At 64.8% G+C, this 13,289-nt stretch carries 11 protein-coding genes; 2 read left to right on the top strand and 9 right to left on the bottom strand.

Annotated features, from left to right (window positions below):
* The first annotated feature begins 8 nt into the window (after positions 1 to 8).
* The gene (gene iolB, locus EDF61_RS08880; protein ID WP_105656538.1) at positions 9 to 911 is read left to right on the top strand and encodes a 5-deoxy-glucuronate isomerase; all 903 of its coding nucleotides are present in this window, start codon (positions 9 to 11) and stop codon (positions 909 to 911) included.
* A gap of 91 nt (positions 912 to 1,002) precedes the next feature.
* On the opposite strand, the gene EDF61_RS08875 is transcribed toward iolB, so the two are convergent.
* Both EDF61_RS08875 and EDF61_RS08870 read right to left on the bottom strand, forming a co-directional pair.
* A complete protein-coding gene (locus EDF61_RS08875) occupies positions 1,003 to 1,797 on the bottom strand; it encodes a TIM barrel protein (RefSeq protein WP_105656539.1) in 795 nt (264 codons plus the stop codon).
* Positions 1,794 to 2,885 carry a Gfo/Idh/MocA family oxidoreductase gene (locus EDF61_RS08870; RefSeq protein ID WP_105656540.1) on the bottom strand — a complete coding sequence of 364 codons (1,092 nt, stop codon included), beginning with the start codon at positions 2,883 to 2,885 and terminating at the stop codon, positions 1,794 to 1,796. The genes EDF61_RS08875 and EDF61_RS08870 overlap by 4 nt, the downstream gene beginning before the upstream one ends.
* Before the next feature lie 96 nt (positions 2,886 to 2,981).
* Here EDF61_RS08870 and EDF61_RS08865 point away from each other — a divergent pair, with 96 nt between their 5' ends.
* Positions 2,982 to 3,971: a LacI family DNA-binding transcriptional regulator gene (locus EDF61_RS08865; RefSeq protein ID WP_133833849.1), complete on the top strand. Its 990-nt coding sequence runs from the start codon at positions 2,982 to 2,984 to the stop codon at positions 3,969 to 3,971.
* Between the two features lie 65 nt (positions 3,972 to 4,036).
* On the opposite strand, the gene EDF61_RS08860 is transcribed toward EDF61_RS08865, so the two are convergent.
* The 7 genes from EDF61_RS08860 to EDF61_RS08830 all read right to left on the bottom strand — a co-directional run bounded on the left by EDF61_RS08860 (position 4,037) and on the right by EDF61_RS08830 (position 13,289).
* Positions 4,037 to 5,527 carry a sugar porter family MFS transporter gene (locus EDF61_RS08860; protein ID WP_133833848.1) on the bottom strand — a complete coding sequence of 497 codons (1,491 nt, stop codon included), beginning with the start codon at positions 5,525 to 5,527 and terminating at the stop codon, positions 4,037 to 4,039.
* A 414-nt stretch (positions 5,528 to 5,941) separates the two neighbouring features.
* Positions 5,942 to 6,826, bottom strand: coding sequence for a sugar phosphate isomerase/epimerase family protein (locus tag EDF61_RS08855; RefSeq protein WP_105656543.1), 885 nt, complete (start codon positions 6,824 to 6,826; stop codon positions 5,942 to 5,944).
* Between the two features lie 7 nt (positions 6,827 to 6,833).
* Positions 6,834 to 7,847 carry a Gfo/Idh/MocA family protein gene (locus tag EDF61_RS08850; protein ID WP_133833847.1) on the bottom strand — a complete coding sequence of 338 codons (1,014 nt, stop codon included), beginning with the start codon at positions 7,845 to 7,847 and terminating at the stop codon, positions 6,834 to 6,836.
* Between the two features lie 40 nt (positions 7,848 to 7,887).
* Entirely contained in the window at positions 7,888 to 8,808 is a 921-nt protein-coding gene (locus EDF61_RS08845) for a sugar phosphate isomerase/epimerase family protein (RefSeq protein ID WP_133833846.1), read from the bottom strand.
* Positions 8,809 to 8,838: 30 nt separating this feature from the next.
* Positions 8,839 to 10,353: a CoA-acylating methylmalonate-semialdehyde dehydrogenase gene (locus EDF61_RS08840; RefSeq protein ID WP_133833845.1), complete on the bottom strand. Its 1,515-nt coding sequence runs from the start codon at positions 10,351 to 10,353 to the stop codon at positions 8,839 to 8,841.
* A gap of 44 nt (positions 10,354 to 10,397) precedes the next feature.
* Positions 10,398 to 12,329 carry a 3D-(3,5/4)-trihydroxycyclohexane-1,2-dione acylhydrolase (decyclizing) gene (gene iolD / locus EDF61_RS08835; protein ID WP_133833974.1) on the bottom strand — a complete coding sequence of 644 codons (1,932 nt, stop codon included), beginning with the start codon at positions 12,327 to 12,329 and terminating at the stop codon, positions 10,398 to 10,400.
* 30 nt (positions 12,330 to 12,359) lie between these two features.
* Positions 12,360 to 13,289 (bottom strand): Cgl0159 family (beta/alpha)8-fold protein, encoded by a 930-nt coding sequence (locus tag EDF61_RS08830; protein WP_105656548.1) that lies wholly within the window; start codon positions 13,287 to 13,289, stop codon positions 12,360 to 12,362.

Here is a 13,289-nt window from a genome sequence, read left to right as displayed (position 1 = left end):
ATCGACTGATGACCGATTGGATTTACCCTGCAGGTTCGGCCGCTAACGGAGAATGGAGCATCTCGCTCGGTGCCCATGACTCAGCCGTTTCCATAGACGGCTGGGCACACACCGGACTCAAGGTAGCTGAGCTGGCCCCTGGCCAAACAGTTGAACTGGAGGCCTGCAGCGAAGAACGGATCGTGGTCCCGCTCAGCGGCGAATCATTCACTGTCGCCATGGCAGGAACCGAACATGTTCTCAAGGGTCGCGAATCAGTCTTTGCTGGACCTGCTGATGTCCTCTACACCGGCATCAACACGGCGCTGTCCATCAGCTCCGCCAAAGGGGGCCGGGTCGCCGTCGCACTGGCCCCGGCCAAGCAGTCCTACCCGACCCGGCTGATCAGGGCAGAAGAGACCCCTGTGGAGCTGCGCGGCGCAGGAAACTGCTCCCGCCAGGTCCACAACTTCGGCACCCCGGCCGCCCTGGAAGCGGACCGATTCATCGTCTGCGAAGTCATCACTCCGGCGGGCAACTGGTCTTCCTACCCTCCGCATAAGCATGATCAGGAGAAGGAAGGCGAAACCAGCCTCGAGGAAATCTACTACTTCGAGACGCAGCTAGCCCAGGGCATGCCCGCCGAGGCGGCAAGCGATCCCATCGGCTACGCGCGCGTTTATGCTTCGGATGAACGCCCCATCGATGTAAATGCCGAGGTCCGCACCGGGGACGTTGTCCTGGTCCCCTACGGCTGGCATGGTCCGGCCATGGCCGGGCCGGGATACGACCTCTACTACCTGAACGTCATGGCCGGCCCGGGGCGGGTGCGCGATTGGCTGATCAGCGATGATCCCCACCACGGCTGGATCCGCCAGACTTGGGATTCGCAGAGCATGGATTCGCGCTTGCCTTTCGGCGCTGGCGCGTAGCTTCTCGGAACGCACGCCAAGTGGCGGCAGCAGGTTTTCCTGCTGCCGCCACTGGGCTTTAGACTCTCATTCCGATGCTCGGTGCATGATGCTAGCGCGCCACGGGCTTGGACAGCGGTGAAAACGCCTGGGCAAAGGCCGCGATGGCTCCTTCGGAATCTGCGCTGGCGTAGGCCTCCATGCCGATCGGGCCAGAATAACCCAGCTCGGCCAGCACACGGGCGACGGCCAGATAGTTGATCTCCCCGGTGCCCGGCTCGCACCGTCCGGGTACGTCTGCGACCTGGATTTCCCCAATGTGCGGAAGCGCCGAGCGCACCAGTTCGATGAGGTTCCCCTCGCCAATTTGGGCGTGGTACAGGTCCAGCATCATCTTCACGTTCGGGTGCCCGACGGCCTTGACCAGGGACATCGTGTCCTTGGCGCGTCCCAGCGGGATTCCAGGGTGATCCAGGATCGTGTTCAGGTTCTCCAGCATGAAGGTGACCTGGTGCTCTTCGCCGATGCGGCCCAGTGCTTCCAGCGTTCGCGCTGCGGTGAGCCACATCTCTCCGGTAGCCCGGAATTGCGGGCTGGCCGCCTGCCCGTCAACGAGCTGGGCCGGATGCACAACTAGCCGGTGGATGCCCAGCTGCTGGGCTGCCGGGATCAATTCCTTGGCGGTGCGAACAACTTCGCCCGCGCTGTCCGGATCGCAGAGGCTGCCTGCGCTGTAGCCTGTCATGGAGCCGAAACGGGCGCCGGTGGCCGCCAATGCCGGCAGGTCCTTGCCCCGGATATCCCAGAGTTCTATTTCAAAGCCGGCCTCGTCCAGGCGCTTCACCCGGTCGATCAGCGGAAGGTCCAGGAAGACCATTTCGGCACAGACCGCCAGTTGCCCGTTCATGGGTTCACCGCAAGGCGGGTGGCGGATTCCAACTTGACCGGCAGCCCGGATTCTGCGGATTCCAAGGCCGCCAGTGCGATGCGCAGGGCTGCGCGGGCGTCGGCGCCGGTGGGGACCGCCAGGGCTGCATCAGCCGTATCCTCGCGCAAGCCCCGGATCTTGCGGGCGAAGACCGAGAGCTGCTCGCGGTAGGCCTGGGCGAATAGCTCGATGTTCAACCGTTCGGTTGGCGCATGCGCTCCCTGGCTGTCGAAGCTGGCCGCGGCCAGCTGCACCGGATTGCCTGCCTGCACCATGCCCTTTGAACCGAAGACTTCTCCGCGCACGTCATAGCCGTAGCTGGCCGAGAAGTTCGCCTCGGCCACGGCGATTGCCCCATTGGAGTAGCGCAGGCTCACCACGGCGGTATCCAGCAAACCGGAGCCCCGGTGCTCAGGGGCCACCAGCGCATCGGACATGACGTGGACTTCCACTGCTTCGGCTCCCGGGTTCAACCAGTTCAGGGTGTCAAAATCGTGGATCAGGGTTTCAGTGAAAATGACGTGGGAACGGATCTTTGCCGCGTTGGGCAGCCCGCCGGCCACTTCTGGATCCCGGGTCAGCGAGCGCAGCAGTTGCGGGGTGCCAATAACTCCGGAATGCACCTGTTCCGCCACAACGGCGAAGTCCCGGGAGAAGCGCCGGTTGAAACCGATCTGCAGCAGCACCCCGGAAGCCTCCACGGCGTCAAGCGCGGCGTCCAAGTCCGACAACGCGTGCGCTGCCGGCTTTTCGCAGAAGATGTGCTTTCCGGCTGCGGCGGCTTGGGCGATCAAGCCGGCATGGAAGCTCGAAGGCGCCCCGATAACCACGGCGTCCACGCTGTCGTCGGCAAGCACGTCGGCGATGTCTTCGGTGTAGTTCGGGCAACCAAGCTCAGCGGCCAGTTCAGCGGCCCGGCCCGGCGCCGGGTCCGCTATGACATGCAATAGCGCATCCGGCAGATGCTGCGCCACGGTGCGGGCGTGGAATGCTCCGATCCACCCGGTACCGATAACGGCCAGGCGCAGCGGCTTTACTGAAGTTTCTGGCAGGGTCTGGTAAGCCATGAAGTCTCTCCTAGAACGTTCTAGATTTAGTGTTCAGGAAAATCATGGCACACTGGATAGCAACTGTCTATAACGTTCTAGAAGAAAGTTCCGCCCATGCCGACACCCCCTGCAAAACGCCCCACACTGGCCGACGTCGCCCGCGCCTCTGGGGTCTCGGTAGCGCTGGCCTCGATTGTCATGCGCGGTGCCGAGGGTGCCAGCGAAGAATCCCGGTCCCGAGTCAAGCAGGCGGCCGCGGAGTTGGGTTACCGCCCGGATTCGCGCGCGCGGTCGCTGCGCAGCAGCCGCAGCCGGACCATCGGTCTGGCCCTGGCGCTGGGAGAACCGTTGCATGCGGAATTGGCCGATGCCCTGTACGAGCAGGCAGACCAGAACGGCTTCGAGATCATCCTGGGCGCTACCGGCAAGCACCGCGATGAACGCCGAGTGCTCAATACGCTGATCGATGCGGGAGTCGAAGCGGTGATTGGCCTGTTCCCGGAACTTCCGCCGGCTCAACTGGTCCACGCCTCCAAGCAGCTTCCCATAATCAGCCTGCTGCGCACGATTGACGGCATCCCCTCCGTCATTACCAACGAAGCTGCCGGCGTTGAACAAGCCGTCAGCCACGTGGCCCAGCTCGGCCACACCCGGCTGCTGCATCTGGATGGCGGATCTGCCATCGCGGCGCAACAGCGGCGCGAGGCCTTTGCCGAATCCGCCGCCCGCGCCAACGCGCACGGCCAAGTGCTCCCAGCTGGCCCCGATGACGCCACCGCTTTCACGGTCCTGCGCGAATACCTGGAAGCAACTGCCCCAGCCGAACGCGCCACAGCGGTACTGGCCTTCAATGACCGTGCGGCGCTCGGCGCCCGCCAAGCAATCGACCTTGCCGGCCTGCATGTTCCCGAGCAGATCTGCCTGGTCGGCTATGACGACAGTGAATTCGCCAGGCTGGCGCACGCCGATCTGACCAGCGTTCGGCAAGATGTCGCGGCACTGGCCCAAGCCGCCATGCACGCGGCCCTGAACGCCCCGGGCGCTTCCAGCATCCATGCCCCGCAGCTGGTAGTGCGAGGCAGCACGGCAAGGCCCCGGGCATAGCAGCGAGCCCAGCCCCCTGCCACGTGGCGGGGGCTGGGCTTGCCAGCTCAGCGATGCGCCGCGATTCAGGCGTTGACCGCAGGCTTGACGTGGTAGATCGCTCCGGTGGAAACATCCTCTTCCAGCGCTTCCAGCGAGCGTCCACGGGTTTCAGGCACCTGCGTGGCTACGAAGAACAGTGCCAGCACACCGATGCCAGCGAAGATGAAGAAGGACCCGGTAATCCCGATCCCGGAGACCAGCGATGGGAAGAACAGTGCCAGCACGCCGTTGGTCGTCCAGCCGAAGAACACCGAGATGCCAATGCCCAGTCCGCGCATATGCAGCGGGAAGATTTCAGCCAGCCATACCCAGACGGCCACGTTCAGGAATGTCTGCATGGACATCACGAAGGCAACCACCAGGATCAGGATCACCACTGGCCGGATCGGGCTGCCAACTGGCAGCAGCATGCCCGCGATAGCCACCAGCAAGTGGCAGGTGGTGGTCAGCGACAGGCCAATCAGGAACGTCTTGCGGCGGTCCATGCGGTCCATGTTGCGCAGGGCGATAATTCCGCCAATGACAGCAACCACGCCAAAGGCGATATTCGCCAGTACTGCCTGCTGCTCTGACATCCCGGATTCTTCCAGCACGCGCGTGCCGTAGTACATGATCGAGTTGATGCCCGTGAGCTGCTGAGTCATGGAAACGCCGATGCCGATGGCGATGATGCGCATCAGCCATTTGTTCTTCAGCACCGCTTTGATGCCCACCGGCTTGTTAGCCAGCTTTTCCTCGTCGGCGACAATCTCGATCTCGTGGACTTCGGCCAGTGCGCGCTCAGGCGAACGCACGGTCTTGAGCACCCGCAACGCCTCGGCATAGCGGCGCTTTTCCACGAGCCAGCGAGGGGATTCAGGCATGCGCAGCATGCCGAAGAACAACGCCAATGCCGGCAAGGCGCAAATCGCGAACATGATACGCCAGATGCCATCCACTGTCCCGCCCAGAACCGTTCCAATGATCGCGTTCATGACGAAGGCGGCCAGCTGGCCCGAGACGATGGCCAACTCATTGCGGCCGGTGATCGAGCCGCGAATTTCATACGGTGCCAGTTCAGCCAGGTATACCGGTACGACCGTAGATGCGCCGCCGACGGCCAATCCGAGCATGATGCGTCCGGCAATCAGCACGCTGTAGCCAAAGGGCGAGAACGTTCCCAGTTCCGGTCCAGCAGGCGAAAAGACAACCAGCAGGCTTCCCGCGAAGAAGAGGACTGCCAGCATGATGATGGTTTTCCGCCGGCCCCACACGTCAGCGATCTGCCCACCGACCAGTGCGCCAATTGCGGCGGCGAAGACCAGCGAGCTGATCACCACGCCAATCTGCAGGAGATTCAGGCCCAGCTCGGCGGCCATCGGGCCTTCAGCACCGTTGGCAACACCTGTGTCATAGCCGAAAAGCAGACCGCCGAAACAGGCAACGATGGAGATTAAACCGAGACGTTTTGCATGGGGGCCCGGACTAAGGGGCGGCAGACTCGACTCTGCAGAAGCACTCTGCGCACTGGACATGGGGACTCCTTTGGATTGCCCGGGTGGAAGCGTGGCTGGCCTGCGGCCATCCATCGGATCAACTGCGATCCGGCTTCCTCCACTCGGTGCGGCGGGGGCCATTGAGCATTATTCCGGCCCCGTCGATAATTGAAAGTGATGGGCTTCACAGCCCTTATGTAAGGACAATACGTCATCAGTGTTTTCTGGGCAAGCATTCTTGGACATTTTGTCCTGGCGGATACTGCTTTTTGGACTGCCGCAGCCTCCCGGTCCGCCACTTCCCGGGACCATGCCCACAGATCATCACGGCATTTTGCGGCTCTTGCTGGATCCGCCTTCTGCGCAGGATGGCCCCTGGCAGGACGACGAAAGCCGAACCCATGCGGATTCGGCTTTCGTCATGTTGCAATTCGGCTCGGGAAGCCGGTTTGGCTAGGCGCGCACGGCACGGGCAGCGTCAACGCGGCTGCGCATCTGCTCCAACTGGTACTTGGCGACTGCTACGGCGTTCTCATTCTCGGCAAAAACGCAGGAGACCATCACGCTGTCCTGGCGGTCGGCAAATCCGTTGGCCACGAGGCCGGAGAAGAATTCGTCCCAGTTCACGTCTCCATCGCCAAGCTTCAGATGCTGGTGCACGCGCACCGCATTGCCCGGCGGGTTGGTGATGTAGCGCAACCCGTGCGAGGCATGATGGTTCATGGTGTCCGCCACGTGCACCACGCGCAGCCGCTCTCCCACTGCCTGCATGATATCCAGCGGCTTGTCCTTCATGTGGAAGGAATGCGAAGCAACGTAGACGAAGGACAGATTCGGCGAGTTCACCCCGCGGATCACCCGCCAAGCGGCCAGGCCTTCTTCGACAAAATCATCCGGATGCGGGTCAATGGCCACATTGATGCCCTCGCGCTCAATGATTGGCACGAGCTCTTCCATGGAGCGGTAGAATGCCGCCTCGGACTCCTCGGCGCGTTCCGGCCGCCCGGAGAATTCAGTGTTCATCTGGTTCACGCCGAGATCCACGGCAATCTGGATGGCGCGCTTCCAGTAGCGCACCGCGGCCTGGCGCAAATTCTCATCGGGCGAGGCCCAGCGCAGTACCGGCAGCACCGAAGCGATCTCCACCCCGGAAGCCCGGCAACGGGCCGCGAGCTGCGCGACCAGGTCATCGTCGGCCTTGGGGTGGGTGAAGAACGGAATCATGTCCGCATGCGGTGTCAGCTGGATGCTGTCATAGCCCAGCTCCGCTGCCAGTTCCGGGAACTGGAGCAGCGAATGGGTGGAATGGAACGGGGTCGGGTCCAGTGCGTATTTCATGATGCCCTTAGCTGTAGAGATCCGGCTTGCTGTTCAGCTTGACTGCCACCTTTTCGCCGGTGCGCTGGGCCTCGACTCCAGCCTCGCAGCAGGCCGCAGTGGCGTAGCCGTCCCAGGCGCTGGGCCCGCCCAATTCGCCTCGCAGCGCGGCGTCCACCCATGACTGGATTTCGGTATCGTAGGCGGCGCCGAAACGCTCCTCGAAGCCGGGGGTGACCTTGCCGCCCCACTGCCCGGCGGTACGCACATACGGTCCAGCGTCATTGCCGATGGACACGATGCCCTCCTCGAAGGAAGCCTGGGTCGCCACCTCGTAGCCGAACTTCGCGTTGACGTAGATCTCCACGTCGGCGAGCACTCCGGTCGAGGTTTCCAGCAGCACGTGCTGGGGGTCGTGCTGGCCGTTGGGAGCATTGCGGGTGGCCTTGCCCAAGCGCACCTGCACCGAGGTGATCTCGTCACCGGTGAAGTAGCGGATGGCGTCGAATTCGTGGACCACCGAGTCGTTGATCAGCATCTCATTGGTGAAGCCCTCCGGGGTGGAGGGATTGCGGTGCTGGTGGTGCAGCACCAGCAATTCGCCCAGGCTCTCGTCCTCGATCAGCTGGCGCAGCTGCCGGTACTCGGCGTCGAAGCGCCGCATGAAGCCCACTTGGATGCGCTTGCGGCCCAGCTTGGCCTCGGCCTCGACGATCTCCCAGGAGGAAGCGGCATCGGGGGTCAGCGGCTTTTCGCACAGCACCGGAATATCTGCCTCGAGCACCGCCAGCAGTGCATCGTGGTGCAGGAAGCCGGGGGTCGCCAGCAGTACCGCGTTGACCTCGCCGTCGGCGAGCGCCGCGGACAGGTCGGCGTAGCCCTTGGCACCCGGGATCCCGTCGATGGCCGCAGCGACCCGGTCGGTGTCGATATCGACAACGGCCGCGACTTCGGCTCCGGAAATACGGTGGTGGATCCGCTGTATGTGGTCGGCGCCCATGCGCCCGGCTCCAACGACGGCGACGCGCAGGTTATCTGGCACGATATGTCCTTTCAAGAATTCTTGGCTAGGTGGGGATTGCTTAGACGCGGCTGCGCGAGCCGCAGCTGAGCAGGTAGTCGCGGGTGCGGGTGGCGATGGGCAGCGGCACCGAGAAGTCGGCCACCGGGTACATGTCCTGTTCGACAATTCCGAAAATCGGACGGCCCAGCTTCTCCACTTCCTTCAAGACCTCGTTGAGGTCAGGCAACCCGGAAGGCGGTTCGCACATCACCCCGGCCAAGTTGGCCGCGGCCCAGGTCATGTCCTGTTCGCGGACCGTGGCCAGGATGTCCGGGTTGATCTGCTTCAGGTGCAGGTACCCGATGCGCTCCGGGAAGCGGCGGATCAAGTCCACGCTGGAAGCTCCACCGTATTCGGCATGTCCGGTATCCAGGCACAGGGTGGTGAATTGCGGGTCGGTGAGCTCAAGGAACTTCTCGATGTCGCCCTGACCGCAGACATGGGAGTCGGCATGGGAATGGAACTGCTGCTTGAGGCCGAATTCCTCCTGCAGGATCCTTCCCAGCCGGTCATGGCCCTTGGCCAGCGAATCCCAGGCCGAACCGTCCAGGGTGCCCGATTCGATGGCCTGGCCGGTGACGTCGTCGCGCCACATGGCAGGGATCACCACAATATGCTCGCCTCCCATGGCGGCGGTCAGCTCGGCCACCTTGCGGGCTGGCTCCCAGGCTTCTTCCCAGGCGCTGGCGCTGCCGTCGATACCGCGGTGGAAGGCGGTGAAGACGGTGCCGGCGCAGACGTTCAGGTCGCGGGCGGCCAGCTCGTCGGCCAGCTGCGCGGGGTCGGTGGGCAGGTACCCGTAGGGACCCAGTTCGATGGTCTTGTAGCCGGCTTCAGCCACTTCGTCGAGGAAGCGCTGCCAGGGTGTCTGCTGGGGATCATCGGGAAACCAGACTCCCCAGGAGTCGGGGGCAGTCCCAATGGTGATGTTCTGTGCCATGGTGCGTACCTTATCTTCTGTTCAAGGTGCCTAGTTGGAGGGGAAGTTGAAGGTGGCGGCCGTGCCCTGGGCCGGCTCCGGCCAGCGCTGCGTGATGGCCTTGCCCCGGGTGTAGAAGCGCACGCCGTCCGGGCCGTAGATGTGGTGCTCGCCGAACAGCGAGTCCTTCCAGCCTCCGAAGGAGTGCCAGGCAACCGGCACCGGCAGCGGCACGTTGACCCCGACCATGCCTACCTGGATGCGGCGGGTGTAGGTGCGGGCGTGGGCGCCGGAGGAGGTGAAGATGGCCGTGCCGTTGCCGTAGGGGTTCGCGTTGACCACTTCGATGGCTTCTTCCAGGCTGTCTACGCGCAGCACCACCAGTACCGGGCCGAAGATCTCCTCGGTGTAGGCGCTCATCTCGCGGCTGACCTTGTCGATGATGGTCGGGCCGACAAAGAACCCGTTCTCGTGGTCCTTGACCACCAGGTCGCGTCCGTCGATGACCAGCGCGGCGCCAGCTTCCTGCGCCTCGCCAACGATCTTCTGCAGGCGGGACTTCGAGGCCGGGGTGATCACCGGTCCCATATCCGCCGTCTCATCGAAGCCGTCCGAGACGTTGACGTTGCGGGCATGCTCGGCGAGCTTGTCCACCAGGCCATCGGCGGCATCGCCCACGGCCACGGCCACGGAGATGGCCATGCAGCGCTGGCCCGCGGAGCCGAAAGCGGCGGCGTTGATGTGGTCGGCGGCCAAGTCCATATCGGCATCGGGCATGATCACCGCGTGGTTCTTCGCCCCGCCCAGGGCCTGCACGCGCTTGCCGTGCTTGGTGGCGGTTTCGTGCACGTACTTGGCGATCGGAGTGGAACCGACAAAGGAGATGCCATCCACATCCGGGTGGGTGAGCAGCCCGTCCACGGTTTCCTTGCCGCCGTGCAGCACCTGGAAAACGCCGTCGGGCAGGCCGGCCTCCTTGAACAGCTCGGCGATCAGCAAGGCGGCCGAAGGGTCGCGCTCGGAAGGCTTGAGGATGAAGGCGTTGCCGGTGGCAATGGCCACCGGTGCCATCCACAGCGGCACCATCACCGGGAAGTTGAACGGGGTGATGCCGGCGACCACGCCCAGCGGCTGGCGGAAGGAGAACACGTCGATGCCGGTGGAGACCTGGTCGGAGTATTCGCCCTTCAGCGACTGGGAGATGCCGCAGGCATACTCCACCACTTCGATGCCGCGGCTGATCTCGCCGGCGGCGTCGGAGAGGACCTTGCCGTGCTCGGAGGTGACGATGCGGGCCAGCTCGCCGGTGTGCTCGGTGAGCAGCTGCTGGAAGCGGAAGAGGATCTTGCTGCGCTTGGCGATCGATACTTCGCCCCAGGTTTCGGAGGCGGCCTTGGCCACGGCCACAGCCTGCTGCAGGTCCTCGCCGCTGGCCAGGTGCAGCTGGCCGGTGATTTCTCCGGTTGCCGGGTTGTAGACCGGCTGGGTGGCGGTGCCGGTGCCGGCGCTGGGCTTGCCGTTGATGTAGTGCAGGATTTCGGTGACTTCGGTAGCGGTAGCAGTCATGGGTTCACGTCTTTCGGTATTCGAGTTGGTCTGGTGCGGTGCGCCTAGCCCAGCAGGGGCTTCTGGCGGGATTTGTGCTCGGCGTAGGTCTTGCGGGCCTGGGTGGTGGAGTCCAGCTCGGCGACCTCGCTGACCGGCACATCCCACCAGGACTCGCTGGAGGGAGCATCGGCGTAGAGGTCGGATTCGATGTGGATCAGGATCGGCCCCGAACCCTCGGGCGCGGCCTTGGCCTGGGCGATGGCCGCCGAGAGCTCATCGATGGCTTGGGGCCCGGGCTCGATCCGGATGACCTTCACGCCCAGCGACTCGGCGTTGGCAGCCAGGTCCACTGGCAAGGTCGCACCATCATCGAAGCTGTGGCGCTGGGCATCGAGCGTGCGGTACTTGGTGCCGAAACGCTGGGAGCCCAGTGATTCGGACAGGGCTCCGATGGAGGCGTAGCCATGGTTCTGTATCAGCACGGTGATCAGCTTCAGGCCTTCGGCCACGGCGGTGACCAGCTCGGTGTGCATCATCAGGTAGGAGCCGTCACCCACCATCACCACGACGTCGCGGGGCTCTTCGGAGCCTCGCGCGGTTTCAGCAAGGGCGGCGCGCTTGATGCCCAGCCCGCCGGCGATCTCGTATCCCATGCAGGAGAAGCCGTATTCCACGTGGTAGCCGAACGGGTCGGAGACCCGCCACATCTTGTGCAGGTCCCCGGGCAGCGAGCCGGCGGCGCAGACCACCACATCGCGCGGATCCATGGCCTGGTTCACCGCTCCGATGATGGCGTTCTGGCTGACCAGCGGGCTCAGCCGCTCGGCGAAGGCCGCATCAACGGTCGCGTCCCAGCGCTGCTTCTCCGTGGCGGCCTGGACTTCCAGGGCCCCCTCGACCCGGTACCCGGTCAGCGCCTCGCGCAGCGCGATCAGCGCCTTGCGGGCATCGGCGACCACCGGCAGCACGGTGCCGTGCTTGTAGGCGTCCAGCGCCGCGACGTTGATGTTCACGAACTTCACGCCCGGGTTCTGGAATGCGGTGCGGCTGGCGGTAGTGAAGTCCTCATAGCGGGTGCCGATGCCGATCACCAGGTCAGCCTGCTCGGCCAGCGCATTGGCGGCGGTGGTGCCGGTGGAGCCGATGGCGCCCAGGGAGTACTTGGAATCCCACGGCAGCACGCCCACCCCGGCCTGGGTATTGCCCACGGGGATGCCGGTGGCTTCGCAGAAGGCGGCCAGCTCCTCGGTGGCGTAGGCGTACAGCACGCCGCCGCCTGCGACGATCAATGGGCGCTTGGCTTCGCGGATCATGGCCGCGGCCGCCGCGATGTCCTCGGATTCCGGTGCCGGGCGGCGGATCTTCCACTCGCGCTCGGCAAAGAGCTCTTCCGGGAAGTCGAAGGCCTCGGCCTGCACGTCCTGCGGCAAGGAGATGGTCACCGCGCCGGTTTCGGCAGGGTCGGTGAGCACCCGCAACCCGTGGTGCAAGGCACTGGCCAGCTGCTCGGGTCGCGTGACCCGGTCGAAGTACTTGGACAGCGGGCGGAAGGCGTCGTTGACGGTGATGTCGTAGCCGTGCGGCATTTCCAGCTGCTGGAGCACCGGGTCCGCGGCGCGGGTGGCGAAGGTGTCCGAAGGCAGCAGCAGCACCGGCAGGCGGTTGGCGGTGGCCAGCGCCGCACCGGTGAGCAAGTTGGAGGACCCGGGGCCGATGGAGGTGGAGACCGCGTAGGTGGCGCGCCGGCGGGTGTGCCGCGCGTAGGCAACGGCCTGGTGCGACTGCGCCTGCTCATTGCGGCCCTGGTAGTACGGCATGAGGCTCGGGTCCTTGGCCTGCCACTGCTTCAGCGCCTGGCCCACCCCGGCAACATTCCCGTGGCCGAAAATCCCGAACATGCCCGGAATCAGCCGTTCGCGGTAGTGCGTGCCGCCGATGGAATCCACCGTGTACTGGCGGCCCAGGAATTCCACGACCGCCTGGGCAACGGTCATTGTGCGTGTAGTCATCGAGCTTCGTCCTTCTCAGCTGCGTACGGTTGCGGTGGTGTCCAGTAGCGATGCGGCGGTTGCCACGGCGGCGGCCACATCCCCGTCCTCGGGATACAGCAGGGTCCGGCCCACGGTCAGCCCCTGCACCGAAGGCAGGGCCAGCGCCGCCTGCCAGGAGGCGAAGACCTCGTCGGGACTGCCGGATGGATCCCCGCCGAGCAGGACCGTGGGCAGGGTGGTCGCGGCCATGACCCGTTCCATCTCCTGGACCACGGGAATCTTCAGCCAGGTGTAGGCGCTGGTTTCACCCAGTCCCGAGGCGATGCCCATGGACTTGATCACTGCCTCCGGGCGCAGGTCGTTGACTACCTTGCCCTCGGCCCGCTTGGAGATGAACGGCTCGACCATGGCCACCAGCTGGTGCCGGGCCAGATCCGACACGGCGTCGGCGGTAGCGGCCAGGGTTTTCACGGTGTCCGGATCCTCGTAGCTGATCCGGGTGAGCATCTTGCCGCCGTCGGCGCCCAGGGCAGCCAGGGCGGCCGCGCTGTGCCCGGTAAAGCGGTCGTCGATCTCGTTGACCAAGCCGGTGAGCCCGCCGCGGTTCATCGATCCGAAGACCAGCTTGCCTTCCAGCGCGCCCAGCAGCAGCAGGTCATCGAGGATATCGGGCGAGGCCAGCACCCCGTCGCAGGCGGGGTTCTGCAAGGCGATCTGCAGCCGGTCCAGCAGCTGGCGGCGGTCGGCCATGGCCGTGGCGCGCTTGCCCACGGACAGGGCGCCGCGGGCCGGGTGGTCGGCGGCGATGATGAAGTTCTGCCGTCCCAACACCGGGCCGGCGTGCTTCCGGCGCAGCGAAGCGGCGCGCTGCACCGAGGCCGGGTCTTCCAACCGCTGGCGGGTGATGGATTCGTAGCGGCGCGGGTCTTCCCGGTCCACTGGCAGCTCTGATGCCTGTTTCAT

It is taken from the genome of Arthrobacter sp. JUb115 (assembly GCF_004365035.1).
GTDB lineage: Bacteria > Actinomycetota > Actinomycetes > Actinomycetales > Micrococcaceae > Glutamicibacter.
The sequence above is the reverse complement of the archived record's forward strand: the minus strand, read 5'-3'. Positions and strand labels throughout refer to the sequence as shown.

Bases quoted from the DNA above. Each gene is read 5' to 3' on its own strand.
- iolB (WP_105656538.1), top strand. From the start codon at position 9: ATGACCGATTGGATTTACCCTGCAGGTTCGGCCGCTAACGGAGAATGG.
- EDF61_RS08870 (WP_105656540.1), bottom strand. From the start codon at position 2,885: ATGGCTTACCAGACCCTGCCAGAAACTTCAGTAAAGCCGCTGCGCCTG.
- EDF61_RS08865 (WP_133833849.1), top strand. From the start codon at position 2,982: ATGCCGACACCCCCTGCAAAACGCCCCACACTGGCCGACGTCGCCCGC.
- EDF61_RS08860 (WP_133833848.1), bottom strand. From the start codon at position 5,527: ATGTCCAGTGCGCAGAGTGCTTCTGCAGAGTCGAGTCTGCCGCCCCTT.
- EDF61_RS08875 (WP_105656539.1), bottom strand. From the start codon at position 1,797: ATGAACGGGCAACTGGCGGTCTGTGCCGAAATGGTCTTCCTGGACCTT.
- iolD (WP_133833974.1), bottom strand. From the start codon at position 12,329: ATGACCGTTGCCCAGGCGGTCGTGGAATTCCTGGGCCGCCAGTACACG.
- EDF61_RS08830 (WP_105656548.1), bottom strand. From the start codon at position 13,289: ATGAAACAGGCATCAGAGCTGCCAGTGGACCGGGAAGACCCGCGCCGC.
- EDF61_RS08840 (WP_133833845.1), bottom strand. From the start codon at position 10,353: ATGACTGCTACCGCTACCGAAGTCACCGAAATCCTGCACTACATCAAC.
- EDF61_RS08845 (WP_133833846.1), bottom strand. From the start codon at position 8,808: ATGGCACAGAACATCACCATTGGGACTGCCCCCGACTCCTGGGGAGTC.
- EDF61_RS08855 (WP_105656543.1), bottom strand. From the start codon at position 6,826: ATGAAATACGCACTGGACCCGACCCCGTTCCATTCCACCCATTCGCTG.